Genomic DNA, 25,439 nt, shown 5'->3' with positions numbered 1-25,439 from the left:
AGTCAAGAACATCTGTCACCCAAATAACTTGAAATCTAAGAGGTTGTCCGGAAACAAGTAAAAGGCTATAATATCTGAAATTTTAGTACGGGGTAAAGATGAGAAAAAAGTATCCAACAGATCTAAGCGAAAGGGAATGGGCAAGAATAGAAAAACACTTCAGAGTATCATACAAGAAAGGAGGAAGGCCGCCAAAGTATAGCAAAAGAGAAATATTAGAAGCAATTTTCTATGTATTGCGTACAGGGTGTCAATGGCGGTATTTACCAAATGATTTTCCGCTATGGAAGACTGTGTATGAGCAGTTCAGGCAATGGAAGAAGCAGGGAATTTTTGAGAAAATGAATTATGAAATTACAAAATATAGTAGAAGAAAAATAGGAAGGAATGAGCAGCCGAGTGCCTGTATAGTAGATAGTCAATCTGTAAAGACTACAGAAAAGGGGGGATCAAAGGCTATGATGGAAGTAAAAAAGTAAAGGGTAGAAAAAGGCATATAATTACAGACACTCAGGGTTTTATACTAGGTTGTTACGTAGGCGCTGCTAACGAAAATGATAGAGATGGTATTAAAATAGCATTAAACAATATGAGAACAAAATATACTAAAGTTAAAAAAATGTGGGCTGACATGGGATACCAAGGAAGAAATTTAAAGAATCACATAAAGGAAGAATATGACATAGATATTGAAATTGTTACAAGGCCTCCATGTAGATTTTGGGTGCACAAAGATACGCCACCTGAGCTACTACCAACAAGAGAACAAGGGTTTAAAGTACAGCCAAGAAGATGGGTTGTAGAAAGGACTTTTGCTTGGGTTAATAGGAATAGAAGGCTATCGAAGGAGTATGATTTACTCACAACATCCACTGAGAATTTCATATACCTAGCTATGAGTAGGGTTATGTTAAAGAGGGAATATGCTTGAATTTACTAGTTTCCGGACAACCTCTGATACCAATTCCCATTACAGGGCAAACAGATGGACAATGATGGAAGAAAAGCCATACTGAAGTAAGTAAAATAGCGAGGTTTAAATGGCATTAAGATCAAAATTATTGGATGAAAAAGTAGTAGAATCAGCAAAAGAAATGCTGAAGAAAGTAAGGAATAATGCATATGTTTCAAAAAAACTAAATGCTGTAATTGCAGCAAAAAAGTACAGTATAACGGCTGTAGCAAAAATATATTGCATTTCAAGAAGCGCACTAACTTCGTGGGTAAAACTCTTGAAAATTGGCAGAGAAGAAAAACTGTTTGCTCCTTCACAACGTCGTAGAAAAACTAAATTAAATCAGGCTCAACTACAGCAAATTGAAGAGTGGATAGAAGAAAATCCTAATATCACCATTAAAGAAATGAGAATAAGAATCCAGGAAAAGTTCGGATTAAATATCAGCAAATCTACAGTACACCGCCATATGCAAAAGATGAAATTCTCATATATTACACCAAGACCAGTTCATAATGGACAAGATAAAAGCAAACAAGAGGAATTCAAAAAAAAATCTCAATGGAGCTATTAGCAAGTATCCAGAAAAAGAGCTATTTTTCTTTGATGAATCATGGTTTGGCACACATTCAAAAGTTGGACATGGGTGGTTTAAAAAGGGGATTAGAACACAGGTTAAAACAAAATTAGGTAGGCAAAATTTCTATCTCTATAGTGCAGTTAATCCTAGAAATCGAGAGAGTTCTAGCTTATTTGCACCAAATGTCAACACTGATTGCATGAACATATTTCTTGAGCAAATTTCGCAATATCTAGAAACACGAGAGGCTTTTCTCGTTATGGACTGTGCTAGTTGGCATAGGTCAAAAAATTTAAAGGTACCTAAAAATATCGACATTATATACCTACCTCCATACTCACCTGAGCTAAATCCTGTTGAGAGGCTTTGGTTATATATAAAACAGAACATTTTGCGCAATAAAATATACGATACAATTGCTCTACTTGAGGGTGCTTTGTGCAAATTTATTACTTCTCTTGCCAGCTCCACAATTAAACAACTCTGCAATGTTTCCTATTTGACTGGACAACAATGAGAATTGGTATTACTACATGTTTATACTGCTGTCTTGCATAATAGACTATTCGAAGTTACACAAGTATTTTTTTTATTAGATAAGAGTTAGTAAGAGCCTGTTCATAATTTTTTCAGAAGTAAGGCAGTGAAAGCCAGAACGACCATTTGTAGGCTAGTATTGAGTTTTCGCTCACAATTTTTCCACAATCTTCTACATTTTTCTAACCAAGCAAAAGATCGCTCCACAACCCATCTTTTGGGCAATACAACAAAGGAACGTAATTCATTTCTTTTGATCACTTCAACGGTTGCACCAATAATCGTTTTTATTTGAGTTACAAAATTCTCTCCAGTATAGCCTGCATCAACCAGTACATTTTTAACTCCCGAGAGGTTTTCTTTTGCATTTTCGACCATTCTCACAGCACTGCTACGGTCAGTTATCTCTGCTGTTGTTGTATAAATTGCATGCTTGCGTATCTACTGCAATACGGCCCTGAAATCTTCTTGCCTGCATCATAGCTTCAGCAGTATCTGCATTTTTTATACTCTGTGCATCAATTATACAGAAGCTTTTCCGACCATTGTTTTGTCGCAATTATTTTTTTTTAATACCAGCTCCAGAACACTTTCTTTATTTGCATCTGGTTTTTCACTCCACTTCTTAAAATAGTCGTAACAATTGCGCCATTTTGGGAACTCTTTTGATACCATTCTCCACTGGCAACCACTTTTTAACACGTATAACACTCCACAAAATACATCATGTAAATCAAGTGTTCTTGGTTTTGTCTTCTTTCTGCAAGATTCCAGATCTGCTACAATAATCTCAAACTTTTCTCGACTTATGTCACTTGGTTATAAACTTCGCATATCCTACTTTATATACTTTATCCTCTCACTTTATCTCTTTTTTGAGATTACGTACAGGCTCTAAGATACAAAGACGTTTTCAGAAATCTTTAAGCTTAATAACATCCTCTCTCTTTGGACTAGTTGAAATTAGATGAATTGGTACACCTATTAATTTTTCTAACCTGTCTATATATTTTATTAAATTGATAGGCAATGCTTTAATTGACCTTTTACCTTGAGTGTTTTCTTTCCAGCCAGGAAACTCTTCATATATTGGCTCTAATTCCCCTTGTATTGAATGCGATGCGGGTAAATAATCATACATTTTTCCGCTATACTTGTAACCAGTGCATATTTTAATTGTATCAAAAGAATTAAGCACATCTAATTTGGTTAATACAATGCTTGAAACTCCAGAGAGTTGTACGGCCTGGCGCACTAAAACTGCATCGAACCATCCGCAACGCCTTCTTCTATTGCTCACTGTTCCAAGTTCCTTACCTATAGTAAACAAGCTATCTCCTACTTCATTTTTCTGCTCAGTAGGAAATGGGCCATTGCCCACTCTTGTTGTATAAGCTTTTACCACACCAATAATGTAAGCATTGGAGGATAACCCTGAGCCTGTTATTGCTTGCGATGCTACAGTATTACTTGAAGTAACAAAAGGGTAAGTTCCGTGGTCGATATCTAAAAATGCGCCTTGGGCACCTTCAAATATTATTTTCTTACCTTCTTTCATCAAGTCATTTAATATCTTCCACACAGGTTTTTTATATGAAAGAATTTTTTCTGAAATCTCTTGAATTTCCTTTAATATTTCTTCTTTTTTAACCACCTGGTAGTTAAGGCCTTTCCTGATAGCATTGTGGTAATTCAAAAGAGTATCCACTCTTTTATTGAGCTCATCTGCGTTTTCTAAGTCACAAAGGCGTATAGCTCTCCTTCCAACTTTATCTTCATAACATGGCCCTATCCCTTTGTTTGTTGTACCAATTTTGTGATTTCCATTTAAATCTTCAAATAGCTTTTCCTTGTCCTTATGTATGCTAAGTATTAATGGACAGCTCTCGGATACCATCAAGTTGTTATAGTTTACGTCTACTCCTTTAACTTTCAATGACTCTATTTCTGAGATTAGAGCGTGTGGATCAAGAGCAACGCCATTTCCTATGATAGATATTTTGCCTGGCCTCAAAACAGCAGAGGGCAGTAAATTTAATTTATAAACCTCATCATCTACTACTATAGTGTGCCCTGCATTATTTCCTCCCTGAAATCTCACAACTACATCTGCATTCTCAGAAAGATAATCTACTATTTTACCCTTGCCTTCGTCACCCCATTGCAGACCAACAATTACAATGTTATTCATCATTATTTTCTAGATTAATACATAAATATTAATGCAGTACGCTACAAATGGAAAGAGAAATCTACGCCTTTCCTACACCTCTTAAATAAAGAAATATACTGTCGATTTTCTTAATATATTACCAAATTATTCATCATTATATGATATAACTTACAGCATATTTGCAGTAAGGTGTTATTTATGAAAGAGACAAAAGGAAAAAATAATAAGAGTCCAGTAGTTAGATTAAAGGCCACAGCTAAAGAGTTCAATTTTAGTAAATTAAGAGCAGATCAAGATAATAAATTAGCGAATTCCGGTGAAACAATGTTCTTAGATTTTCAAAGGATGAATTTTATTATTAACGGAAAAGAAATAGATAAAAATCTTATTATTGCATTTAAGGAAGGAGCTAAGCACCGCAGAAGCGAACTTTTTAATAGTGATGATATATATAATGACGAAATATTTAACAAAAAAGGAACAAGAGAAATAGATACGGATCGTGGCAAAGCTTTTGTTGCTTCAGTACTCGAAGATATTGAGAAAGAGCTTGTAAGTGACGCATTGGGTGAGCTGTGGAAAAATCACTGCGAAGATCCCAAAACTACTGATCATCAAAAAACTGATTCATATAAGAAAGAATTTGAAGAATTTTACAATGCTGGCCAAAGGTATATCCATCTATTACCAACAGAGAAAGATGAAAACAAGGATTACCGTTCCTTTGCAAAAGAAGTTTTCAAAAAAATGTTCAGATACGCTGGGGCAGAAGTTCCAAGTGATGCTATTTTAGAAGAGCTAGTTACCAATTGTAATCAAGCAGGGTATGAGGCTGCTCCATTTATACAAACCCAACTTGCACTTGGACAGTCGTTCATAGTAGAAAATCCTAAAAAAGTAATAAACATTGATTGTGCTAACCAAAATAATGTGAGAATTAGATCTGATATGAGGCTACCAATACTCTCTGTTAAAAATCAAGTTATGCATGGCGATAAGATATGTAATCTGTCTAGTTCATTGGAATTTACAATTGAATCTCACAATGGTGAAGACTTTGTAACATACAGAGATGGTAAATTGTCACTTACTATTCCTAAAGAGTTAAAAAATTATAAAGATAATGGCAAGAGCTTGTTTGACATTATTAAAGAATATTTTCAGAAATTCTGTGCAAAATTAGGATTTAAACCTGAGACAAAAATACAAATAGAGCATGGCTTCGGTGCTCAAAGTAACTATTTAGATGGTACAATATCAACCACAGGATCAGATGCAAATGAAGAATTTATCAATCTTTTAAGCGAAAATCTCAGAGAGAGGTTATTGGGGTCAGGAGTTGCTCTAGAAGATGAAGATGTTGATGATATTGTTGAAGTCAGAGTATCTACCGTTATAGATCTATTGAGTGATTATGCTAAATTGGAAGATAATAAAGAACACAGAGAGTTATTAATAAGTAAAGTAGCAGATAATTTAGGACTTTCCACTCAAGATAAAACAGCACCAGAAGTATTGATGGAATTAGGCTCTTTACCTTCTTTGATAAAAGGTCAGGTTAATCATAATCAAGTGCAGTCTGTTGTAAATACTTTTATTAAGTTAATTATTGAAGGGAAAAGCGAAGTATACAAAAAAGGAGGTGCGATTAATGCAATTGATGCAATTCATAAGGAGATAGATAAGGCAATTGTTGAGCAAGAAAAAAAAGCAACCAACAAACAAGATATAGAAAATGATAAATGGACAGATAGAATCAAAAAACAGAATTATTCTGCGGAATCACATGAACATTTACCTTAAAGATATTAGTAGGCTCTTTAAATATTTTAGAGTTCATGGTTACAACGGTTGCTATTTTACAGTGCATCTCACAACACTTTCTTCAAAAATATACATGTTAACATACCCTGGACGTACAAGATCACACTTATACCCAAGCTTTTCATAAAATACTTTCGCTTTTTGAAAATTCATGGTTGCAACGGTTGCTATTTTACAGTGCATCTCACGACCATAATCATGAACTTCTTCCATTAGCTGCTTTCCCATACCTTTTCTTCTATAATCAGAATGTACCCAAAGCAAGTCAGTGTAAATTGAACCATAGATAACAAAACCGCTACAACCTGCAATAATTTGTTCAGTATCATCGCGAATAAAAAAAGCAAATGGGTTACACGTACCTTTATCAACGGTTTCTTCATTAATCTTTTTGAGTAGGAATTCAATGTCTTTGCTACTTGGTGATGTGGTGTGTTCTATTTTCATCTCTCGGCCTAATACCGCATACTGATTTCTCTCTTTATCTTATATAAATTAATTAAGTAAAGTGAATACAGTATCCACACTACTAAAAAAAATGTGGCACAAAACATAAACATTGCAACCAGTGGCAACAGCAGGGAACTTTCTATTGCTATTCCACCTTTTCTCAAAATGCTTGCTGGCTGATGGAGAGTGGACCATAAATTCACGGAAAATTTTACTATAGGAATATTTATAGCACTAAAGATGGCAAATACTGCTGCTGATTTTTCTGCCCTCGCTTCATTATCAAAAGCGCTCCACAATGAAAGGTAGCCAACATATAGGAAAAGTAAAATCAGCATTGAAGTAAGCCTTGCATCCCATACCCACCAAGTGCCCCAGGTTCCTTTTCCCCAGATGCTGCCTGTGATTAAGCATATTGCCGAAAAGATTGTCCCTGCAGGAGCAGCAGCATGTGCCAAGACACTAGCAATGCTATTGTTCCATACCAATGAAATGAAACTGAGTGATGCAATTAATCCATATATTCCAAGAGCAAGCCATGCAGAAGGCACATGAATGTACATGATTCGTACAATTTCTCCTTGTTTATAATCTTCTGGAGAGAAGAATAACGCCAAAGACATTCCAATTAAAAAACATGCGAAACAAATAACCCCAAGCCAAGGTAGAGCTTTCTTAGAAAAATAAGAGAAATTTGTAGGCTTTAATAAAAACATTCGTTTTGAGAATAATTGTGTTAAGAATTTACCAATTAGTTTGAGTTTTATCAACAGGATAGTTTTTCTATATTTACGTAGGTCAACAAATTAGCATAATTTCAGTAGCAGATTGCTAGCCATTATTTTTAGTATAACACTATATAAAACATGACCATTAAAAAGCTTAATCTACACTTAGTATCAGATTCAAGTGGTGAAACTGTTATATCAGTTGCAAAATCAGCTCTGAAACACTTTCGTTCTATAGAAACGATCGAATATGTTTGGTCTTTTGTGAAAAAAGAGGAGCAGATTGACAAAATTCTGGAGGAAATTAATAGGAAAAGTGATGAGCATAATTTTGTTATATGCACTATTACTGATGATGAGCTAAGAAAATATTTAAAAGATAACTGTATAAAGTTGAAAATTCCCTATAGAGCAATATTATCACATATTATTAGAGAAATTTCGTCCTATCTTAAAATTGAAAAAGACGAAAAGCTTGACTTGCATACTGAGATAAATAACGAATATTTTCAGCGCATTGAGGCAATAAACTACACTATTAATCATGATGATGGACAAAATATTCAAGATATTGATAAAGCAGATATAATTTTGGTTGGAGTTTCACGTACATCAAAATCTCCCACCAGTACGTATTTAGCTTACCGAGGCTATAAAGTTGCAAATATTCCTTTTGTTAGTGGAGTACCCTTTTATGTTGACTTGGCAAAATTAAAAAATAAACTAACGATAGGGGTAACAATAGACGTAAGTAGGCTAATAGAAATACGCAAAAATAGACTTACTTCAATTAACAACGAAGATAATAATATATATGCTAACCCTGAGAAAGTAGAAAAGGAAATTAAAGAAGCAGAGGAGCTCTTTAAACAGAATAACTGGCCAATTATCGATGTCACGCAAAAGTCGATCGAAGAAGTATCAGCAACAATTATACAATATTTTAATAAAATGTTATCAATTGACTAACTCTTGATAAGTGATTATAATGTAAAGTAATTTAATTCTTACTATAGATATGAAAGTCAAAGGGTCGCTAAAATCTCATCGTAACAGAGATAAAAATTGTAAAGTTGTGAAAAGGGGTGGTAAGATTTACATTATAAATAAGGTAAAGCCAAGGTGTAAAGCGCGTCAAGGTTCTTAGCTTTTTGTTCACCTTTTCATGTTATATATTTTTTATATGTGAAAGTACGGTGCTTATATCTAAAAAGAAGCAAAAATTACTGTGTTTAAGCGTAACCTTACTCATTTCTTCTCTTACATTATATTTCAGCATTAGCACAATTACAGGTAAACGTGGCTTATTGACGTTAATCGATTTAAAAAAAGAAATCGAGTACAATGAACTTTTGCTAAAGGATGTCTCTTCTGAAAAGGAAAAGTTGGACAACAAAGTATTTGGCTTATATGAAAAAAGCTTAGATTTAGATCTGCTTGATGAGCAAGCAAAAAATGCTTTAGGTTATGTGAACCCTAATGAACTTATGGTTGTTCTTGACGTGGAATAGCAGTAGTGACCTTACCCAGAAAAAGTGGAGAGAAAGAAAAGAGTTTTTTTGGGTAAAATAAAATTTTGGAGGATTAGAAATGGTAAGAGAATATACGGCAGAATTCAAATTGGAAGCTGTTAAGCTGGCAAATGAACAAAGAAAGGTAGGTCAAACAATTACAAAAACAGCAAAGGATTTAGGAATAAAGGGTGGTTTATTAGGAAAATGGATAAAGAAACACAACGAAAAAAAGTCGGCAGCAGATGCATTTCCAGGTAGAGGTAACATGGCTCCTTACGACAAAGAGAGGTTTGATTTACAAAGAGAGTTAGCAAGAGTAACAAGGGAAAGAGACATTTAAAAAAAAGCCCTGGCCAGTCAAAAAGAGTAAAATATTTTTTTATAAAAGAGCATAGTAACTGCTATAAAGTACAGGAATTATGTAGGATTTTCTGCTAGTGGCTACTATAAGTGGACCACAAGAAAAATAAGCAGTAGAGAATCAGCAAATAAAGAGCTACTCGAAGCTATTCAAAAAATATATCAAGTTTCTAAATGTAGATATGGAGCTCCTAAAATTCATGCTGAATTGAAGGCTTTGGGTAAAAGTTGCAATTTGAAAACGGTGCAAAGTATTATGCAGAAAAATGACATCAGGGCTATACTGAGAAGAAAGTTTAAAATTAAAAAACAACAAACAGATAATAGAGCTGTAGCTCCCAATATACTAGATCAAAACTTTATTGTTGATCAACCAAATAAAGTATGGGATTACTTACATCAAAACCAAGGAGGGATGGCTATATTTGGCAGCAATAATTCTCACGTATGGTAGTTAATGAGTAGTGCAATAAATAAACAATTGGTTATGAACTCTTTATTAATGGCCATTAATAGGCGTAAACCTGTTAAAAATCTACTGCTGCACAGTGACCAAGGTTCACAATATACTGCGCAAGGGTATCAATATCTCTTAGCTGTAAAGAATATAGATGAGTAATAAAGGCTGTTGTTACGACAATTCTGTTGCAGAAAGCTTCTTTAGCTCATTGAAAAGAGAAATACTTATTGATACTTCACAACACTCTGCTCAACAAACTAGAACTGCAATATTTGAATACATAGAAATTTTTTATAACAAACAACGTCACTATTAACTATTGCATTCCAGAACAATTTGATGCATCATTCTTTTTGTAAAAAACATTCCACACTTTCTCTCCACTTTTTCTGGGTAAGGTCAAAGGATCTTGTGTCTTAAACCTTATCACCAGGCTTAACAAATAGGTGGCCCAATACTATTAACTTTATGGGTTTACCTTCGTTATTTGCTACTATCCAAACCCCATCGCTCTCATGATCAACAATTTCTATTGGTGCAAATACTACATAATTATTATCATCAACAATCTTTATTCCAAGAGCACCTTCGTCACTTAAGCTCAGGGCTGAAGAAGGAACTTTATATGCAAATCTTTCGCCTGAAGGTAGCCTTACGTTGGCAGTTAGTCCCTGCAAGGATATCATTTTATTATTAGTTACCTTTACTTCTACCCTATAAGACCCAGTTTTAGGCTCAGCAATTTTACTAATAAAACTTACTTCACCTGCCAATTCTTTTCCGTCCAGCAAATTAATTTGAGCTGTGCTGCCTAGCTCTATTTTATTTACTTCATTTTCCGAAACGTATAACACTACAAGAATTTGATCGAAATTAACCACGTCAGCTATTTTTTGCCCAGCATTAACAAAATCCCCTTCGTTTGCATTGATTTTATCAATATAACCATCTATAGGAGATGTGACTGCAGTATTTTCTAAATCCAATTCTAGCCTTTTTAGGTCAGCTTTTGCACTTTGTAACGCAGTAAAAGCTGCTTCTACTTGTATTTGTGCCCCATAGCCTTTTTTATTCAGTTTGTGAGAGGAATCATACTCAATTTCACGCTGCTTTAATAAAGCTTTGGCTTTCTGAGCTTGCTCAATCCTGTCATAATCTTCTATCTTTAACACTACATCATCTCTTTTTACCTTTTCACCATCAGGTAAATAAATAGCAATAATCTTACCACTTATTTTTGAGACAAGGCTAGCTCTATGTAAGGGATTTACTGTACCAGAAAAATTTAAATATATAGTGCGGTTTTGCGGCGCACATTCTTGAGTTTTTACTGAAAAGTTACTAGTTGCATTATCACTATGAACCGCCTGATCTTTTTTTAAAAATGCACTGCTGATAAAAAACAGTAGAATAAAAGCAATACTGGAAATGATGATTACTTTATTTCTCATCTTTAAACAATAGAATTTGTTAACTAATTTTGTTAGAAACAACTGCATAAATTTTCGAATCAGAAATGTAAGTATAATACATGCACCATTGTCACTCCATAAATAATTTTATATGAGAACAAACACAAGATTTTCCTACAATAAGTAAGTTTTCTATTGCAAAAATGCAATTTTGAATCGAATAAAAATGTAAAATTGCAAATAAAGTTGTGCATAAAACTGGATTTAAAAAAATCTCGAAAAACATACTAAAACTTTTAAATAATAACTTTATATCTAGTGGCTTTGCCTTCTCCAAGACGCTGTAAGTATTTCATCCCTAGCAGTTTCTTTGTAATTGCCTCTACTGTTCTTGGAGGAAATCCTAGAGCTTCTATAGCATCTTTTCTACTAAATTCTTTATCTGCAAGGCTAAGTGCCCACTCCCAGAAGAATAATTGTTTTCTTGATAATAAATATTCAGTATTCTCCCTCTCAAGAATATAATGCGCCTCATTTGCTTGCGTTTTGAGCACATTAAGAAAAAATATTAACCATGGGGAAATATCTTCTTTGCCACTTTTCCAGCTACTTTGTGTTTTATTAAGCGCTAAATAGTAATCAAGTTTGTTAGTTTCAATTATCTTTTCATGTGATACAATAGATACAAAATCATAACCCTGCTGCAACAGCATTAAATTAGTCATCAATCTACTAGTTCTGCCATTCCCATCTTGAAAAGGGTGTATTGCCAGATACTCAAAAACAAAGTTAGCAATAATAATAAGAGGATGCTTAAATTTATTATTTAAGGACCAGTGATACCAATCAATAAGCTCTTGTACTTCCTTTCTAACAAGGTAAGGTGGTGTGGGATCAAAAATTATACCAACAACTTTTCCATTCTGATCTTTTGCCTCAACTCTATTAGAACTTGCTTTGTATTTTCCTCTATGATACAAATCTTTTTCACTATAAAGTAGCATCTGGTTGTTAATGTGCAATATTGATGACTCACTAATTGGAATATCCGTATAATCATGAAATATTAGTTTAAGCATTTCTAAGTAGCCAGCAATTTCTTGCTCATCTCTATTTTTAAATTTTTTGACACGTAGGTTTTTATATAGATCCTCAACTTCTTTATCGGTTAGACGATTTCCTTCAATACGGTTAGAAGCGCCAGAAGATGTAACAATAACTGAATGAGTTAATCTTTCAATTGTTTGTGGTAGTAGTTTTTTCGTTACCTGCCAGCTATTTTTAACACTATCAACTGCAGTAATTAACTCGTACACTTGCTCAATTACAGGCCCTTCTAGGTTGAGACGTGTACTAAAACGAAAATTCTTCCAGTTCATATTCTTCTCACATGCATATTATGTGAGATAATGTGAGATAATGTGATAAAAGTCAATAGTAAGCTTTATATGCATAGCAGAGCTAACTACAAAAATTATACATTTTTAAGTGATCCTAACCATATCAAAAACTACAGGGCAAAGCTGTTAGAGGAAGGCTTAATTAGTTAAAAATTTCAATCTTATGTAAAATATTGTCTTATTTTGTAATTTTCTTGTTGACTAACGAGACGATATCTACTTTTCAATAAACTCCATTTGCATTTCTTGTATACTGCTTTCTATTTGCTTTATTTGTTCTATCAACCTTTCCTCTAAGTCAAGATTACCGCTCAGCCTCGCTTCGGTTCTTTCTTTTCGTAATGCATTTAACTCTTTTAGTAACACTATATTATTCCACACAATTTCTGCAGATTTTCTCTCGTTCAGTTGGCTATTTAGTACACTAGTTTTTTCAAATACATACTTTATAACGTTAAACTGTTTCAATTCTTGTAACAAAGCCTCTTTATCGAGTTTGCTTTTGTTACTTATTACATCAATTACACGCTGTTGTAATCTTTTCATCTCATTAGTAAATTCAAAATGAGAAAATTGCTCAAAAAATATAGGACGGTTCAAGATTTCAGGAAATTCTACGGCTATACGCAAAATTACGGCCTGATTTTGCTCTGCTTCAATTAGCTCTGGAGATTTGTTATGAAGATACTCACCTTTTGTTGCTCCAGTTTTACTATTAAAAATCTGTTTTTTGAAGCTACTTCTTAGTTCACTAGCCTTATTGTAAAAATAATCTCTGTAATACCTTCTAATACTGCTGTTGCTAATAGTATTTACATATTCCATGAACTTGTGCTCAAGAATTGAATATTTTTCCGGAGCAAGTTTTTCATAATTTTGCAAATTGCTATCGATTATGTGATGCCATAAATATTCAGAATGCAGTTTTGTTGAATGGTCAAGAGCAGTCAATACGTCTTCTTTCTTGTATTCCAGTTCGTTACATATATCGTATGGATCTTTATTACTCGGCAAAGTCACAAACTTTAACGTGTATCCAGGCTCTAATATTAGCAGAGCAAGTTCTGCAACTCGAGTAGCAGCATGACGTCCAGCACTATCGCCATCCATACAGATGGAGATTTCTTTAGCAAATTTCCATAGATTTTTTATCTGTTCTGCAGAAATTGCAGTACCAAGCGGAGCAACTGTATTGCTAATTTCCGCTTGATGTAGTGCTATCACGTCCATATATCCTTCAACAACAAATATGTGCTGTTTTTTACGTATTTCGCTTAAAGCAAAGTTTAATCCGTATAAATTCTCCCTCTTCTTGAAGAGCTGACTCTCTGGACTGTTTAAATATTTCGGCTGTTGCTCAGAACTTAGCGCACGTCCGCCAAAACCAATAACTCTCCCTGCAATGCTCTGTATAGGAAATATCAGCCGGTCATAAAAATAATCATGAAAATTTTTGTTTACTAATCCAATATCAATTAAAATTTTGTCTTCAATACCTGAAGAGTTTAAATACTCTTTCAAACCAGAGCTTGGTGCATAACCTATCTTAAATTTATCTATGATTTTAGGTGAAATCTTACGCTGCTTTAAATAATCTACAACACTTTGATTTTTTTGTGCAAACCAATTTGCAGCTAAATCAAGCGCTAAAAATAGTTTATTGTTCTCTTTTGTAATACTAAGATTTTTGGGCAGTTCAACACCTGTAACCGATGCTAATTTTTCCAATGCTTCTTTAAAGCTTAATCCTTCAGTTTGTGAAATAAATTCAAATGCATCACCACTAGCTAAGCAACCAAAACAGTAATATAACCCCTTAGTATTGCTCACCGAAAAAGATGGGGTTTTTTCGTTATGAAATGGACAGAGCCCAACAAAACTATCTCCTCTTTTTATTAATCTGACTTTTTTACCTACTATGTCGGATAATAATAATTTTGATTTTATAATATCTATGTGATCCATCTTATTGAATTAGTAGTAGGATAAAAATTATATAGAATTTATACACATCTGACTCGAAATTTATTTCTATAACTAAAGCAATTTAGATTTACCGACAATGTAGCTATACAAATTCAAGAGCAATCCTGTCATCCAGGTAGCCCACAGAAACAAAAAACTTCCTTGACAAACCTCGCCAGCGCCCTTATCATGAAACTGAAGCTATTTATTTATCTTCTCTGTACAGATTAAATGACAAAAAAACTCAACGTATCTGGCGTCTCATGTTTAATTTTTTGCACTATGTGCACCTTATGTCTTTATCAAATTTCCGGGTTTTGACCTACACAAGCTGAAATACGCTTATAAAGCATTTAAAACATTAAAAAACGCCAACTTAAAAAATGGATAGTGAATAACTAGCTACCCTAGGGTTTCTTTTGCCTTTTTTTCTGTTTAGTAAATTTCTTAACGTTTATAATTTAGATTAGTTGCGGCTTAAAAGCAGCTAAATCGCGGTTATTAAGTGTTTAGAATAAAAAAACGCCATACTTGAAAGTATAATGTAAGTAATTAGCCAACCACGGGGCTTCTTTTGCCTTTTTTTTCGTTTGGTAAATTTCTTAATATTTATACAGAAGGTGTCATTCCAGTGCTTGACACTGGAATCCAGTTCTTATTATACAGCTATCTGGTGTACTTATTTAAAATTAAGTTTTCTGGATCTCAGTGCCAAAGCACTGGGATGACACCCTTCCTGGCGGAGATTATTCTCAAATCACAATGTTCGTACAGTTGTGGAATGAATTGCGGTATGACGTAGGAAAACCTTAGCTATAGCTTTAGAACTCCCAAAAGGTCAGAAGCATTGAATGACTTGACAGAAAGTTCAAACCCATATAAAATGTCCTTATTTCTTATATGTTAGGTATAGTATCAATTGCCTCAGATCATGCTGGTTATGAATTAAAATCAGAAATAAAACCTTACCTGGAAGCCCTAGGTTACAGAGTAGTAGATCAAGGCTGCACTGTTAAGCAAAAGTGTGTAGATTACCCAAACTATGCTGTTAAAGTTGTAGAAGATATAACAAGCAAAAAAGCAAATTATGGGATATTAATTTGTGGTACAGGTTTGGGCATGAGTACTGTGGCAAATCGTTTTGAAGGAATCTACGCTGCTTTATGTAACAGTGTTGAGATCGCAAAATTAGCTCGCGAGCATGGCAACGCAAATGTACTGTGTCTTGGTGCAGGGTTTACTGCGAGTGGATTAGCAAAAGACATAGTCAAACAATTCCTCGAAACAGAATTTTCAAAAGAAAGCAGACATAAAAAACGCCTTGATAAACTCAGCAATATAACCTCTAAGAAAAAAAAAACAAAAACTTATAACGAAGATGAAATATCAAAATTCGCTAAAATGGCAGGCCAGTGGTGGGATGAGAACGGCAAATTCAAACCATTGCACATGATGAATCCTGTTAGAGTATCTTACATTATTGAGAAAATAAAAGAGTTAAAAAAATGCAATTTGAAAGAATTATCATTGCTTGATGTTGGATGCGGTGGTGGCATTTTGTCAGAGTCAATGGCACGCGTTGGCATTAACGTTGTGGGAATAGATGTATGTGAAGAAAACATAAAAGTAGCGCATTCACATGCAAAAAAAGTAGGGTTAAATATAGAATATATACACACCAGCATTGAAGAGCTAAGCAATGACAAGAAGTACGACGTGGTTCTGCTGATGGAAGTAGTTGAACATGTGGATAATTTAGAGCTTTTCATGAAAAAAGCGATAGAACTGCTAAAACCGGAGGGGTTAATCTTTATATCCACAATAAATAGAACTATTAAATCCTTTTGTCTTGCAATAATTGGTGCAGAGTACATATTAAATTGGCTGCCAAAAGGTACACATAACTGGAATAAATTTCTCAAGCCGTCAGAAATTGCAAATCACTTAAGAGAAAATAATGTAACGCTGCAAAACATGGCTGGCATGGAGTACAACGTAATAAAGCGTGAGTGGAATCTAACTAAAGGCGTGGATGTTAATTATATACTCTGCGGTTTGTTAGATTTAACTCTATAAAAGCACCATTTTCACTTCCAATACTTTGAAGGATCTTGGCCAGCTTTTATACAGTAGCCTTTATTAGTTAGCGCCCAACCGGAACGACAAGCATAACCTGTACCTACACGTTCATATCCAGGAGCAGCAACACACTTTCCATTCTCCAAGGTTTGACCTTTAAAAAGACAACAAACTTCTTTTTCTGTTACCTTTGTTACAATTTGAGGAGCACCAAAAAACACAGCAACAAACATACCCAGTGCGAAAAGTGCAGGCCAAGGCATTCTGCCAAATATTGCAAGTAATACCAATTCTCATTGTTGTCCAGTCAAATAGGAAACATTGCAGAGTTGTTTAATTGTGGAGCTGGCAAGAGAAGTAATAAATTTGCACAAAGCACCCTCAAGTAGAGCAATTGTATCGTATATTTTATTGCGCAAAATGTTCTGTTTTATATATAACCAAAGCCTCTCAACAGGATTTAGCTCAGGTGAGTATGGAGGTAGGTATATAATGTCGATATTTTTAGGTACCTTTAAATTTTTTGACCTATGCCAACTAGCACAGTCCATAACGAGAAAAGCCTCTCGTGTTTCTAGATATTGCGAAATTTGCTCAAGAAATATGTTCATGCAATCAGTGTTGACATTTGGTGCAAATAAGCTAGAACTCTCTCGATTTCTAGGATTAACTGCACTATAGAGATAGAAATTTTGCCTACCTAATTTTGTTTTAACCTGTGTTCTAATCCCCTTTTTAAACCACCCATGTCCAACTTTTGAATGTGTGCCAAACCATGATTCATCAAAGAAAAATAGCTCTTTTTCTGGATACTTGCTAATAGCTCCATTGAGATTTTTTTTTGAATTCCTCTTGTTTGCTTTTATCTTGTCCATTATGAACTGGTCTTGGTGTAATATATGAGAATTTCATCTTTTGCATATGGCGGTGTACTGTAGATTTGCTGATATTTAATCCGAACTTTTCCTGGATTCTTATTCTCATTTCTTTAATGGTGATATTAGGATTTTCTTCTATCCACTCTTCAATTTGCTGTAGTTGAGCCTGATTTAATTTAGTTTTTCTACGACGTTGTGAAGGAGCAAACAGTTTTTCTTCTCTGCCAATTTTCAAGAGTTTTACCCACGAAGTTAGTGCGCTTCTTGAAATGCAATATATTTTTGCTACAGCCGTTATACTGTACTTTTTTGCTGCAATTACAGCATTTAGTTTTTTTGAAACATATGCATTATTCCTTACTTTCTTCAGCATTTCTTTTGCTGATTCTACTACTTTTTCATCCAATAATTTTGATCTTAATGCCATTTAAACCTCGCTATTTTACTTACTTCAGTATGGCTTTTCTTCCATCATTGTCCATCTGTTTGCCCTGTAATGGGAATTGGTATCAGAGGTTGTCCGGAAACAAGTAAAAGGCTATAATATCTGAAATTTTAGTACGGGGTAAAGATGAGAAAAAAGTATCCAACAGATCTAAGCGAAAGGGAATGGGCAAGAATAGAAAAACACTTCAGAGTATCATACAAGAAAGGAGGAAGGCCGCCAAAGTATAGCAAAAGAGAAATATTAGAAGCAATTTTCTATGTATTGCGTACAGGGTGTCAATGGCGGTATTTACCAAATGATTTTCCGCTATGGAAGACTGTGTATGAGCAGTTCAGGCAATGGAAGAAGCAGGGAATTTTTGAGAAAATGAATTATGAAATTACAAAATATAGTAGAAGAAAAATAGGAAGGAATGAGCAGCCGAGTGCCTGTATAGTAGATAGTCAATCTGTAAAGACTACAGAAAAGGGGGGATCAAAGGCTATGATGGAAGTAAAAAAGTAAAGGGTAGAAAAAGGCATATAATTACAGACACTCAGGGTTTTATACTAGGTTGTTACGTAGGCGCTGCTAACGAAAATGATAGAGATGGTATTAAAATAGCATTAAACAATATGAGAACAAAATATACTAAAGTTAAAAAAATGTGGGCTGACATGGGATACCAAGGAAGAAATTTAAAGAATCACATAAAGGAAGAATATGACATAGATATTGAAATTGTTACAAGGCCTCCATGTAGATTTTGGGTGCACAAAGATACGCCACCTGAGCTACTACCAACAAGAGAACAAGGGTTTAAAGTACAGCCAAGAAGATGGGTTGTAGAAAGGACTTTTGCTTGGGTTAATAGGAATAGAAGGCTATCGAAGGAGTATGATTTACTCACAACATCCACTGAGAATTTCATATACCTAGCTATGAGTAGGGTTATGTTAAAGAGGGAATATGCTTGAATTTACTAGTTTCCGGACAACCTCTAACTTTAAAATCATAGAAAATACTGTCGAAAAAGGAAGTTTTCTTGTTCGTGTAAAACTCAACACAATGGATTTTCTGAAAAGTTTTCGAGTATATTATATTTTTAATTTGTAGAATAAGGTTTTTTCCTTTTTGCATATTTCACCTAAAAAGGACACATTTTAGACTTCTTTGTTGAAATAAAACAGAAACAAAAGTGCTGTCCCTTGCACTCTTTGGATAATTTAATGATAAAAAATTTGGAGAGAAATTTTATACACAATCTCTGACATTTTTCCTTAAGTTGACGCCATTGCCTGAACGGATACAACTTAATTTTTAATCTGCAGGAGTCAAGTTGAGAATGTCCAATTTTCCACTTTCTTTATAGCATAACATACTTCAGCGCCTCTTGCTCCTCTTGAAGTCCAATGGGCTCACCACTTATGTGTAAATTAATCGTTAATGTTGTACACGTTCTTTTCTTTTTCTACTCTCTCTTGCTCTTCAATACAATATATAGCAAGCGGATTAGCTTTAAGTCTTTCGACTCCTATTTCTTCTCCTGTTCCATCGCAGTAACCATAAGTGCCTAATTTTATTTTTTCTAACGCCTCCTTAATTTTTTCTTTTCTATCTTTTCGACGCTTGATTAATTCCTCGTTTCCACTATCTCCATCAGAATAGTATGTATCAATACTATTCTCTTCTAGTTCTTGTTTCTCCAGCTCAGCGAGTATTGACTGTAACTTTAAGCTGAAGTATTCCAGTTGTTTTACGCTCATATATTCTTCATCTTCTGAAGGAGTGTAATCTTCTGGTGACTTTATTTTTGGTAACTTTTCCATAATTGCATTATCAAAAAAATAATAAAACCTATATAATTTATGAACAAAAAATTATACTACCTCAAAGTAAACACTATAATTTATAATAAACATTTAAAAGCCTAGTATGATCGACTCAGTAAAAAAATTAGTAATAGATGATAAGAACTTTACCTATATAGTATGTATTTTTATCATAATGTTAAGTTTATCTTCATTTACACTTAAAAACAACAATAAACAAGAAGTTATGTTAACATTAACATGGATATGTGCTACATTTGTTTTGCAGATTTCTACAAATAATTTGTTTACATCTGATTATCATGATGGAATATTAGAGCAAATCTTTGTACAGCCACTCTCTTCTAGGCTTATAGTTGCTTATAAAATTTTCGCTCACTGGCTATTATTTGGATTACCAATTTCAGTGATTTCTTCCATATTCAGCTTTGCAGTTCTATGCAATAGTATTGAACACTCAATAGCAGTTGGAGTGTCTTTATTATTTAATACGCTGATAATCATTAATATTTCAGCTACTGGAAATGCATTGATGATTGGTCGAAACAACTTAGCATCAGGAGTATCGCAAATTCTTGTTTTGCCAATGATAATGCCAACCTTTGTGTATTTTAAAATGCTAACTCAATTTGAAAATTTGTCCTTGAATATTTATACACTACTAATCACCATCTTAATTTTTGTTATTTTGATTGTTAACAGCACCATAACTACTCACATGGCACTAAAATTTGCTGTGGAACAGGATTGAAAAATCTTACTGTTATTCAGTAGACTTCTTGCATAACCTAGAAAAAAGGCAAATAGTTATTATAGATTTAGGTTTATCGACAATTTGAAAAACCCTCATTCCAGCATCCTTCCCTGTCATCCAAGTAGCCCTTCGTTGTCATCCCAGTGTCAAAAACTGGGATAACAGCTAACCTGACAACCGTCATCCCGCTACTTGTTAGCGGCTAAGAGATACCGTGACGGTATGACGGTTCGCGGTGGCATGACGATAAGCCTCATCATCCCGCTACGTGTTAGCGCCGCGGCGGTATGACGATTCGCAGCGGCATGACGAGAAAGGGGCTACTTGGATGATACCTTTTTTCTACTTAGTTTGGGTTATGCAAGAAGTCTATTCCTTCATAAGGAGAAGTAGTTAAAGGAATTTACTCTATTTCTCCCTCTTTTTTTATTATTTTTAATCTATAGTTAACGTAAAAGAGATATGCAAAAACTCTATTGATCCATAGTCTGCAAATTATTAATAACACTTACTTTAAAGAACCTCACTTTACGCTGATCTTTGAGCGCTCTTCTGTGGTATTTTGTAAGAGTATAACTTGTGAAATCGTCTTCCCTATAGATTAAAGAGTTACACTGCTTTATATGTGATGCTATCCACTCTGCATAGTCCTGATGATCGGTTGCAATGAATATTTCCCCTGTTATAAGTATTTTTTTTGCTAATAAATTTAAAAATTCCGTATTAATTAATCGTCTTTTATTGTGACTTCTTTTTGGCCATGGATCTGGAAAGAGAATAAAGAATCTTTCAACACTGTTATCAGGAAAATTTGCAATCAATTCTCTTGCATCTTCTGTCCACATTAAAATATTTTTTATGTTCTGTATTTCTATGTTTGTCAGCAAGCGAGAAACCCCCTTTAAGTAGGGCTCACATCCTATAAATAATAGATCAGGTTCATTGAGCACCTGGTAAAGCATATTTTCACCGTTGCCAAAGCCTATTTCTACCCATATTCTTTTTTGTGAATTTACAATTTTCTCTATAGATTCCTTGCTGTTTTGAATAGAATATTTTTCCAATATTTCATCAACATCAGGTTTTAGCCTGGACCTTCTGGAGAACGATCTAATCCACTTGCTATTCTTAAATAGCATATTCTTGATACATATATAATTTTCTCACTATATTTTATATAGCTTAAACAATTCTCGAAATGAGTTAATGAAAAATTACTTGTCAATAATTGTTAATATTATATAATATATGAGTTCTAATAAAGTTTAAGTTAAAGGTATGAATAATAATAATCCAGTCGTAAATCTACCGGTTACTATCAGAAAGCTATCATCAAACAAATTTATAGAAGAGATATGTCAAGGCCAATTTGAGGATCAAGATAATACCTTGTTTGAAGATTCTTTTGTTAACAAAATTAAAGAAGGAGATGTGGTAGAAGGTGTAATTACAAGAATAAACCCTAACGACGTTGTGGTTGATATTGGTTTAAAATCTGACGGGAGAATTCTGATCAAGGAACTCGGTTGTAATGATGAGGTCATTATTGGCTCGAAAATCAGAGTTTATGTGGAAAGAATTGAAGATTATCATGGTAATGTTGTTCTTAGTCGTGAAAAAGCCATTAGGGACGAAAAATGGAATAAGTTGGAAGAAGATACAGTTACAAGGGCTGAAGTAAGCGGAGTTATTAAACGCTCAATTAAATGTGGCTTTATTGTTGATCTTGGTGACGGAATAAGCGCTTTTTTACCGCTGAGTCATGTGGATTTGAAGCAAGTAAAAGATGCGAAGCACCTTATTGAAACTGAACAAAAGTTCATCGTGCTTAAAATGGATAAGAAGCAGGGCAATATTGTAGTATCAAGAAAGCTGGTGTTAGAAAAATTGCACGCTGGTGAAAAAATTAAATTTTTAGAATCTTTAAATGAAGGCGATATAATAGAAGGGAAAATAAAAAGTATCACTCATTACGGTGTATTTGTCGGTATTCATGAATCAGATGTAGTGGGAGTTATAGATGGATTGTTACATATTACAGATATCTCTTGGAGTAGGGTAAGTCATCCGTCTGCAGTTTTTACTTGTGGTCAGACTATAAAAGTTAAAATTATAAAAATAGACAAGGAAAATGCTAAAATTTCCTTGGGTGTGAAGCAGCTAGAAGATAGCCCTTGGCAAGATGCAGAGTCAAAATATCCAGTTGATAGTGTGCATAAGGGTTATGTAACAAGCATAGAAGATTATGGATTATTTGTTGAGCTTAGACCTGGAATTGAAGGTTTAGTGCACTCGTCAGAAATAACTTGGGTTAAGAGTAATTTACCAGTTAGTAGTCTCGTAACAAGGGGACAAGAAGTATATGTAAAAATTCTCAGTATTGACATTGCTAAGAGTAGGATGAGTTTAAGCATGAAAAGGTGTGTAGACAACCCTTGGCAAGTATTTATCAATAAATATCCTCCTGGTTCTATTGTTTCTGGTGAAGTGAAGAATAATACCGGCTCATATGTATCTGTTGCTTTCGGTGATTCTGAAATAGATGAGAACGTAGAAGGGACAATATATGTGAAAGATTTTAGTTGGTCTAAAAATGGTTCAGATGAGATAAAGAAGTATAATGTAGGTGATAAAATAGAAGCAAAAGTAATAAGGGCTAACGTGAATCGGGCAAGAATTTATCTTGGAATAAAACAAATAGAGTATGATCCTCTTGAAGAACTGATAAAGAAAGTTAAGGTAGGTGATAAAATACAGGTTATTGTAGGTAAGAGAGAAGATAATGGACTAGTCGTTGAAGTTGAGAACGATGTAACCCTTCTAATAGATCAAGAGCATTTACCAGAGAATAAAAAATTCTCTATATCAGAAAAAATAGAAGTTGAAGTATTGGGTGTTGAAGAATATAACATAGCATTATCTGCTAAGTGATAAGGTTTACTTATTTTGGCTTCATATAAATGGCAACAAAGTCTGATATAATAGCGAGGGTAGCAAAAAGGCATCCTTTTTTAGATAAGATTGTTATAGCAGCTATAGTTGATAGATTTTTTGGGATACTTTCAAGCACATTGAAACATCATAATAGAGTTGAAATTAGGGGGTTTGGTTCTTTTTCAGTTAGAAGTTATAACTTGAAAGAAACAAACCATTTAATGTTACAGAAGTTTACAAAGAATCAATACTTTAAAACATATTTTCGTAGCAGTAAAAAATTATCTGATTTGATAAATGAATAAAAATTTATACCATAAATAAGATGAAAGTAGGGGTTTGAGTTTATACTGTACGATAGAAATTTTTAGCACCATATGCAAGTAGTAGAAATAGTTATACGTAATAACACATATAAAATATCTTGCGAAAGTGGGAAGGGGAATCATTTATTACGCCTTGCTAATAGTTTTGACAAGTTAGTTAGTTCTGTATCTCAAAAAACTGGAGGTAAGGGTTCGGATGCATTAAATTTCTTACTTGCAGCACTAATTCTTGAGGATAAAATTTTAGAATTAACAAAGCGATTAGATGAAGTAAATCAAGAGCGCGAAAAGTATAGAAACGAGAAAAGAATAGAATATACTGAGGTACTAGATAAGGTAAATAAGATTATCACTAATCTTGAGTGCATAAAGGATTAGCTTCAATAAAGCAAGCAATTAAATTGACTATCTGACTATTCAAGCCAGGAGGGAGGTTTGTCTTACGAGTTATGTAACAATATAATTCGTAATCATCAAGATCAACTATTTTTTCGTATTCGATTAGTTCGCTTAAGGAAAATTTATCAAGATATTTCAATGCGAAATGCCCTAAAAGTATATCGGTTTCTTTGCAACCCCTATGCCAGCTTCTATATATTAATTTTCTTCTGAGTAGTGAGGTATCTGTCATTACAATTAAACTTTTTTTAATTTAAAAGTTAAACTAAATACTTGTCAAGCGAGGCGCATTTTAATATACTTAACATTTTGTTAAGATCTAAATATACAGGTGGAATTAATTTCTAATCTTATCCATCAATTTAGCGATGGAATATATTATTTTTTATCATTTTCTTTAATAATTTCTGTCATAGTATTCGTGCATGAATATGGGCATTATGTTGTTGCCAAAGCATGCAAAGTTAAAGTTGAATCTTTTTCCATAGGTTTTGGTCCTGAAATTTTTGGTTTTAACGATAAGTCTGGAACTAGATGGAAATTAAGCGCTGTTCCATTGGGTGGTTATGTTAAAATGCTAGGAGATACTAATGCAGCGAGTGTCCCAGCTGATCAACAAGAATTAACGGAAGAAGAAAAATTGTATTCATTTCATACAAAACCGCGTCATAAAAAAGCAGCAGTAGTTTTTGCAGGGCCTTTTGCAAACATGGTATTTGCTGTTATAGCTTTTACAATATTTTTTAGCATAGCAGGTTATTATCGCACTCCACCGGTGATTGAAAATGTAATCGAAGGTAGTGCAGCTAAGCAAGCTGGTTTGTTGCCAGGTGACACTATTACACAAATCAATGAGCATAAAATAAAATACTTTGAAGATATTTCACGTGTGATAATGTCGAATCCTAAAACAAGAATGGAGATTGAGTATAGCAGAAATAATGAGAAGCACAGGACCAGTTTAACTCCATTAATAATCAAGGACAAAGACGTTTTTGGCAACACAATAGAAAGAGAAACTATAGGGATTATTTCAGTCAATACATTAAAGCAGTCGTCTTTTCTTGGGGCTGTGAGCTTATCAATAAGTGAAACTTACCACACTATGTGCTTAACGATCAAAGCTCTCTTTCACATTATTGTTGGTAAAAGGAGTATCAATGAAATAGGTGGACCAATAAAAATCGCAAAATATTCAGGACAATCAGCTAAAAAGGGATTTATTATGGTTCTATATTTTATGGCAATCATTTCAGCTAATTTAGCTGCAATTAACTTGCTGCCAATACCACTGCTAGATGGTGGGCATTTATTTCATTATATCATAGAAGCGGTTATACGTAGGGATTTAAGCTTGAAATGTCAAAAATATGCAGCTATTTTTGGTGCTTTAGTGTTGTTTTTGCTTATGGCAACTGGAATGTCAAATGATATTAGGGATCTTTTTTGAAA

Annotated in this window: 27 protein-coding genes and 4 pseudogenes; 17 read left to right on the top strand and 14 right to left on the bottom strand. The window is 33.9% G+C overall.

Features of this window, described 5'->3' with window-relative positions:
- Window positions 1-98 precede the first annotated feature (98 nt).
- A protein-coding gene (locus AAGD51_RS04865; protein ID WP_236514306.1) for an IS5-like element ISWpi1 family transposase occupies window positions 99-931 on the top strand; the annotation gives its coding sequence in 2 pieces (ribosomal slippage) (window positions 99-468 and window positions 468-931; 834 coding nt in all).
- 109 nt (window positions 932-1,040) lie between these two features.
- Window positions 1,041-2,052 (top strand): IS630 family transposase gene (locus AAGD51_RS04860; protein WP_236514338.1). Its coding sequence is split into 2 segments (ribosomal slippage): window positions 1,041-1,502 and window positions 1,504-2,052, totalling 1,011 coding nucleotides; the frame shifts between segments, so codons are not numbered across the junction.
- Between the two features lie 101 nt (window positions 2,053-2,153).
- On the opposite strand, the pseudogene AAGD51_RS04855 reads toward AAGD51_RS04860, so the two are convergent.
- Both AAGD51_RS04855 and AAGD51_RS04850 read right to left on the bottom strand, forming a co-directional pair.
- Window positions 2,154-2,882: pseudogene (locus tag AAGD51_RS04855) on the bottom strand (IS5 family transposase).
- Between the two features lie 103 nt (window positions 2,883-2,985).
- The gene (locus tag AAGD51_RS04850) at window positions 2,986-4,263 is read right to left on the bottom strand and encodes an adenylosuccinate synthase (protein ID WP_077188589.1); all 1,278 of its coding nucleotides are present in this window, start codon (window positions 4,261-4,263) and stop codon (window positions 2,986-2,988) included.
- Between the two features lie 180 nt (window positions 4,264-4,443).
- On the opposite strand from AAGD51_RS04850, the gene AAGD51_RS04845 reads away from it, so the two are divergent.
- Window positions 4,444-6,048 carry a hypothetical protein gene (locus tag AAGD51_RS04845; RefSeq protein WP_006279635.1) on the top strand — a complete coding sequence of 535 codons (1,605 nt, stop codon included), beginning with the start codon at window positions 4,444-4,446 and terminating at the stop codon, window positions 6,046-6,048.
- 51 nt (window positions 6,049-6,099) lie between these two features.
- Here the strand turns inward: AAGD51_RS04845 and AAGD51_RS04840 are convergent, their stop codons facing one another.
- Window positions 6,100-6,516 carry a GNAT family N-acetyltransferase gene (locus tag AAGD51_RS04840; RefSeq protein WP_006279634.1) on the bottom strand — a complete coding sequence of 139 codons (417 nt, stop codon included), beginning with the start codon at window positions 6,514-6,516 and terminating at the stop codon, window positions 6,100-6,102.
- Window positions 6,517-6,524: 8 nt separating this feature from the next.
- Window positions 6,525-7,235 carry a heme ABC transporter permease CcmC gene (ccmC, locus tag AAGD51_RS04835; RefSeq protein WP_006279633.1) on the bottom strand — a complete coding sequence of 237 codons (711 nt, stop codon included), beginning with the start codon at window positions 7,233-7,235 and terminating at the stop codon, window positions 6,525-6,527.
- A gap of 150 nt (window positions 7,236-7,385) precedes the next feature.
- On the opposite strand from ccmC, the gene AAGD51_RS04830 reads away from it, so the two are divergent.
- The 7 genes from AAGD51_RS04830 to AAGD51_RS04805 all read left to right on the top strand — a co-directional run bounded on the left by AAGD51_RS04830 (window position 7,386) and on the right by AAGD51_RS04805 (window position 9,897).
- Entirely contained in the window at window positions 7,386-8,216 is an 831-nt protein-coding gene (locus AAGD51_RS04830) for a pyruvate, water dikinase regulatory protein (protein ID WP_236514863.1), read from the top strand.
- 49 nt (window positions 8,217-8,265) lie between these two features.
- A complete protein-coding gene (ykgO, locus tag AAGD51_RS04825; RefSeq protein WP_006279631.1) occupies window positions 8,266-8,394 on the top strand; it encodes a type B 50S ribosomal protein L36 in 129 nt (42 codons plus the stop codon).
- Window positions 8,395-8,443: 49 nt separating this feature from the next.
- Window positions 8,444-8,758: an FtsB family cell division protein gene (locus AAGD51_RS04820; RefSeq protein ID WP_006279630.1), complete on the top strand. Its 315-nt coding sequence runs from the start codon at window positions 8,444-8,446 to the stop codon at window positions 8,756-8,758.
- A 79-nt stretch (window positions 8,759-8,837) separates the two neighbouring features.
- Window positions 8,838-9,101: a transposase gene (locus AAGD51_RS04815; RefSeq protein ID WP_341810385.1), complete on the top strand. Its 264-nt coding sequence runs from the start codon at window positions 8,838-8,840 to the stop codon at window positions 9,099-9,101.
- A 51-nt stretch (window positions 9,102-9,152) separates the two neighbouring features.
- Complete coding sequence (locus AAGD51_RS07280; protein ID WP_182282499.1) at window positions 9,153-9,575, top strand: IS3 family transposase; 423 nt, start codon at window positions 9,153-9,155, stop codon at window positions 9,573-9,575.
- 3 nt (window positions 9,576-9,578) lie between these two features.
- A complete protein-coding gene (locus AAGD51_RS07275) occupies window positions 9,579-9,740 on the top strand; it encodes a DDE-type integrase/transposase/recombinase (RefSeq protein WP_010082071.1) in 162 nt (53 codons plus the stop codon).
- The gene (locus AAGD51_RS04805) at window positions 9,733-9,897 is read left to right on the top strand and encodes an IS3 family transposase (protein ID WP_010082072.1); all 165 of its coding nucleotides are present in this window, start codon (window positions 9,733-9,735) and stop codon (window positions 9,895-9,897) included. The genes AAGD51_RS07275 and AAGD51_RS04805 overlap by 8 nt, the downstream gene beginning before the upstream one ends.
- A 100-nt stretch (window positions 9,898-9,997) precedes the next feature.
- Here the strand turns inward: AAGD51_RS04805 and AAGD51_RS04800 are convergent, their stop codons facing one another.
- The 4 genes and pseudogenes from AAGD51_RS04800 to AAGD51_RS07270 form a co-directional block, all read right to left on the bottom strand.
- Entirely contained in the window at window positions 9,998-11,080 is a 1,083-nt protein-coding gene (locus tag AAGD51_RS04800) for an efflux RND transporter periplasmic adaptor subunit (protein ID WP_236514883.1), read from the bottom strand.
- A 209-nt stretch (window positions 11,081-11,289) separates the two neighbouring features.
- Entirely contained in the window at window positions 11,290-12,372 is a 1,083-nt protein-coding gene (locus AAGD51_RS04795; RefSeq protein WP_077188585.1) for a Fic family protein, read from the bottom strand.
- 237 nt (window positions 12,373-12,609) lie between these two features.
- Window positions 12,610-14,358, bottom strand: a complete 1,749-nt coding sequence (gene dnaG, locus AAGD51_RS04790) for a DNA primase (protein ID WP_236514882.1) — start codon at window positions 14,356-14,358, stop codon at window positions 12,610-12,612.
- A 618-nt stretch (window positions 14,359-14,976) separates the two neighbouring features.
- Window positions 14,977-15,063 (bottom strand): annotated as a pseudogene (locus AAGD51_RS07270) (WPE palindromic element domain-containing protein); the annotation flags it as partial.
- Window positions 15,064-15,258: 195 nt separating this feature from the next.
- Between AAGD51_RS07270 and ubiG the strand changes: the two are divergent.
- Entirely contained in the window at window positions 15,259-16,434 is a 1,176-nt protein-coding gene (gene ubiG, locus AAGD51_RS04785; protein ID WP_077188583.1) for a bifunctional 2-polyprenyl-6-hydroxyphenol methylase/3-demethylubiquinol 3-O-methyltransferase UbiG, read from the top strand.
- Between the two features lie 167 nt (window positions 16,435-16,601).
- Here ubiG and AAGD51_RS04780 read toward each other — a convergent pair.
- Window positions 16,602-16,721, bottom strand: a pseudogene (locus AAGD51_RS04780) (type IV secretion system protein VirB2); the annotation flags it as partial.
- 9 nt (window positions 16,722-16,730) lie between these two features.
- A protein-coding gene (locus tag AAGD51_RS04775; protein ID WP_236514338.1) for an IS630 family transposase occupies window positions 16,731-17,742 on the bottom strand; the annotation gives its coding sequence in 2 pieces (ribosomal slippage) (window positions 16,731-17,279 and window positions 17,281-17,742; 1,011 coding nt in all).
- A gap of 144 nt (window positions 17,743-17,886) precedes the next feature.
- On the opposite strand from AAGD51_RS04775, the gene AAGD51_RS04770 reads away from it, so the two are divergent.
- Window positions 17,887-18,719, top strand: a protein-coding gene (locus AAGD51_RS04770) for an IS5-like element ISWpi1 family transposase (protein ID WP_236514306.1) whose coding sequence is annotated in 2 segments (ribosomal slippage) — window positions 17,887-18,256 and window positions 18,256-18,719 — 834 coding nt in all. Because the reading frame shifts where the segments join, the coding sequence is not laid out codon by codon here.
- Window positions 18,720-18,743: 24 nt separating this feature from the next.
- Here the strand turns inward: AAGD51_RS04770 and AAGD51_RS04765 are convergent.
- Together AAGD51_RS04765 and AAGD51_RS04760 are read right to left on the bottom strand one after the other, a co-directional pair.
- Window positions 18,744-18,882, bottom strand: a pseudogene (locus tag AAGD51_RS04765) (IS4 family transposase); the annotation flags it as partial.
- A gap of 296 nt (window positions 18,883-19,178) precedes the next feature.
- Window positions 19,179-19,571, bottom strand: coding sequence for a TraR/DksA family transcriptional regulator (locus AAGD51_RS04760; RefSeq protein ID WP_064124828.1), 393 nt, complete (start codon window positions 19,569-19,571; stop codon window positions 19,179-19,181).
- A gap of 106 nt (window positions 19,572-19,677) precedes the next feature.
- Here AAGD51_RS04760 and AAGD51_RS04755 point away from each other — a divergent pair, with 106 nt between their 5' ends.
- A complete protein-coding gene (locus AAGD51_RS04755; RefSeq protein ID WP_077188200.1) occupies window positions 19,678-20,325 on the top strand; it encodes a heme exporter protein CcmB in 648 nt (215 codons plus the stop codon).
- 476 nt (window positions 20,326-20,801) lie between these two features.
- Here AAGD51_RS04755 and trmB read toward each other — a convergent pair whose 3' ends face one another.
- Entirely contained in the window at window positions 20,802-21,467 is a 666-nt protein-coding gene (gene trmB, locus AAGD51_RS04750) for a tRNA (guanosine(46)-N7)-methyltransferase TrmB (RefSeq protein WP_012673367.1), read from the bottom strand.
- A 139-nt stretch (window positions 21,468-21,606) separates the two neighbouring features.
- Here trmB and AAGD51_RS04745 point away from each other — a divergent pair, with 139 nt between their 5' ends.
- From AAGD51_RS04745 to AAGD51_RS04735, 3 genes are all read left to right on the top strand, one after another.
- Window positions 21,607-23,259, top strand: a complete 1,653-nt coding sequence (locus AAGD51_RS04745; RefSeq protein WP_012673366.1) for a 30S ribosomal protein S1 — start codon at window positions 21,607-21,609, stop codon at window positions 23,257-23,259.
- A gap of 29 nt (window positions 23,260-23,288) precedes the next feature.
- Complete coding sequence (locus AAGD51_RS04740; protein WP_236514998.1) at window positions 23,289-23,567, top strand: HU family DNA-binding protein; 279 nt, start codon at window positions 23,289-23,291, stop codon at window positions 23,565-23,567.
- A 72-nt stretch (window positions 23,568-23,639) separates the two neighbouring features.
- Complete coding sequence (locus AAGD51_RS04735) at window positions 23,640-23,966, top strand: cell division protein ZapA (protein WP_010082086.1); 327 nt, start codon at window positions 23,640-23,642, stop codon at window positions 23,964-23,966.
- Here AAGD51_RS04735 and AAGD51_RS04730 read toward each other — a convergent pair.
- A complete protein-coding gene (locus AAGD51_RS04730) occupies window positions 23,941-24,219 on the bottom strand; it encodes a succinate dehydrogenase assembly factor 2 (protein WP_006279484.1) in 279 nt (92 codons plus the stop codon). The genes AAGD51_RS04735 and AAGD51_RS04730 overlap by 26 nt on opposite strands.
- Before the next feature lie 99 nt (window positions 24,220-24,318).
- Between AAGD51_RS04730 and rseP the strand changes: the two genes are divergently transcribed.
- Window positions 24,319-25,437: an RIP metalloprotease RseP gene (rseP, locus tag AAGD51_RS04725; RefSeq protein WP_341810384.1), complete on the top strand. Its 1,119-nt coding sequence runs from the start codon at window positions 24,319-24,321 to the stop codon at window positions 25,435-25,437.
- The last annotated feature ends 2 nt before the right edge of the window (window positions 25,438-25,439 follow it).

The sequence above is a fragment of the Wolbachia endosymbiont (group A) of Volucella bombylans genome, assembly GCF_964026965.1.
GTDB lineage: Bacteria > Pseudomonadota > Alphaproteobacteria > Rickettsiales > Anaplasmataceae > Wolbachia > Wolbachia pipientis.
Note: the sequence above shows the minus strand (reverse complement) of the source record. Positions and strands in the feature narration are given on the sequence as shown.

Bases quoted from the DNA above. Each gene is read 5' to 3' on its own strand.
- AAGD51_RS04850 (WP_077188589.1), bottom strand. From the start codon at position 4,263: ATGAATAACATTGTAATTGTTGGTCTGCAATGGGGTGACGAAGGCAAG.
- AAGD51_RS04845 (WP_006279635.1), top strand. From the start codon at position 4,444: ATGAAAGAGACAAAAGGAAAAAATAATAAGAGTCCAGTAGTTAGATTA.
- AAGD51_RS04840 (WP_006279634.1), bottom strand. From the start codon at position 6,516: ATGAAAATAGAACACACCACATCACCAAGTAGCAAAGACATTGAATTC.
- ccmC (WP_006279633.1), bottom strand. From the start codon at position 7,235: ATGTTTTTATTAAAGCCTACAAATTTCTCTTATTTTTCTAAGAAAGCT.
- AAGD51_RS04830 (WP_236514863.1), top strand. From the start codon at position 7,386: ATGACCATTAAAAAGCTTAATCTACACTTAGTATCAGATTCAAGTGGT.
- ykgO (WP_006279631.1), top strand. From the start codon at position 8,266: ATGAAAGTCAAAGGGTCGCTAAAATCTCATCGTAACAGAGATAAAAAT.
- AAGD51_RS04815 (WP_341810385.1), top strand. From the start codon at position 8,838: ATGGTAAGAGAATATACGGCAGAATTCAAATTGGAAGCTGTTAAGCTG.
- AAGD51_RS07275 (WP_010082071.1), top strand. From the start codon at position 9,579: ATGAGTAGTGCAATAAATAAACAATTGGTTATGAACTCTTTATTAATG.
- AAGD51_RS04805 (WP_010082072.1), top strand. From the start codon at position 9,733: ATGAGTAATAAAGGCTGTTGTTACGACAATTCTGTTGCAGAAAGCTTC.
- AAGD51_RS04800 (WP_236514883.1), bottom strand. From the start codon at position 11,080: ATGCAGTTGTTTCTAACAAAATTAGTTAACAAATTCTATTGTTTAAAG.
- AAGD51_RS04795 (WP_077188585.1), bottom strand. From the start codon at position 12,372: ATGAACTGGAAGAATTTTCGTTTTAGTACACGTCTCAACCTAGAAGGG.
- dnaG (WP_236514882.1), bottom strand. From the start codon at position 14,358: ATGGATCACATAGATATTATAAAATCAAAATTATTATTATCCGACATA.
- ubiG (WP_077188583.1), top strand. From the start codon at position 15,259: ATGTTAGGTATAGTATCAATTGCCTCAGATCATGCTGGTTATGAATTA.
- AAGD51_RS04760 (WP_064124828.1), bottom strand. From the start codon at position 19,571: ATGGAAAAGTTACCAAAAATAAAGTCACCAGAAGATTACACTCCTTCA.
- AAGD51_RS04755 (WP_077188200.1), top strand. From the start codon at position 19,678: ATGATCGACTCAGTAAAAAAATTAGTAATAGATGATAAGAACTTTACC.
- trmB (WP_012673367.1), bottom strand. From the start codon at position 21,467: ATGCTATTTAAGAATAGCAAGTGGATTAGATCGTTCTCCAGAAGGTCC.
- AAGD51_RS04745 (WP_012673366.1), top strand. From the start codon at position 21,607: ATGAATAATAATAATCCAGTCGTAAATCTACCGGTTACTATCAGAAAG.
- AAGD51_RS04740 (WP_236514998.1), top strand. From the start codon at position 23,289: ATGGCAACAAAGTCTGATATAATAGCGAGGGTAGCAAAAAGGCATCCT.
- AAGD51_RS04735 (WP_010082086.1), top strand. From the start codon at position 23,640: ATGCAAGTAGTAGAAATAGTTATACGTAATAACACATATAAAATATCT.
- AAGD51_RS04730 (WP_006279484.1), bottom strand. From the start codon at position 24,219: ATGACAGATACCTCACTACTCAGAAGAAAATTAATATATAGAAGCTGG.